This is a genomic window from Halomonas sp. AOP27-A1-41 (assembly GCF_052378605.1).
Lineage (GTDB): Bacteria > Pseudomonadota > Gammaproteobacteria > Pseudomonadales > Halomonadaceae > Vreelandella > Vreelandella citrativorans.
Genome location: NZ_JBQSXT010000070.1, coordinates 1 through 423, shown reverse-complemented (window position 1 = coordinate 423; position 423 = coordinate 1). Strand labels below are relative to the sequence as shown.

At 51.8% G+C, this 423-nt stretch carries 1 protein-coding gene; it reads right to left on the bottom strand.

The window, feature by feature from the left end:
- A partial coding sequence (locus ACT3TC_RS17145) for a DDE-type integrase/transposase/recombinase (protein ID WP_444641162.1) occupies positions 1–423 on the bottom strand: 423 nt, incomplete at both ends.

Genomic DNA, 423 nt, shown 5'->3' with positions numbered 1-423 from the left:
AGTTGAATGTGCAGCAACTCAATGCCGTTCTGCTTCGCCCAACGGGTTAGTTTGCCACTGATGTATTCCGGGCCGTTGTCGCATCGAATGGCCTTGGGTCGGCCACGCCATTCGATCAACTGGTTTAAGGAGCGTATCACGCGCTCTGCTGGCAGTGAGAAGTCAGCATCGATGATCAGGCCTTCTCGATTGTAATCATCGATCACGTTGAACAACCGGTACTTTCGGCCATTGGCCAACTGATCATGCATGAAGTCCATCGACCAGCAGGTATTCAGCGCAGTGGGTACAACCAGTGGCGCTGGCTTTTCACGCACCAATCGCTTTTTTGGCTTGATGCGCAAGTTCAGCTCCAATGCCCGATAAATTCGGTAGATCCGCTTATGGTTCCAACCAAAGCCCTTCACGTTGCGCAGATACAAA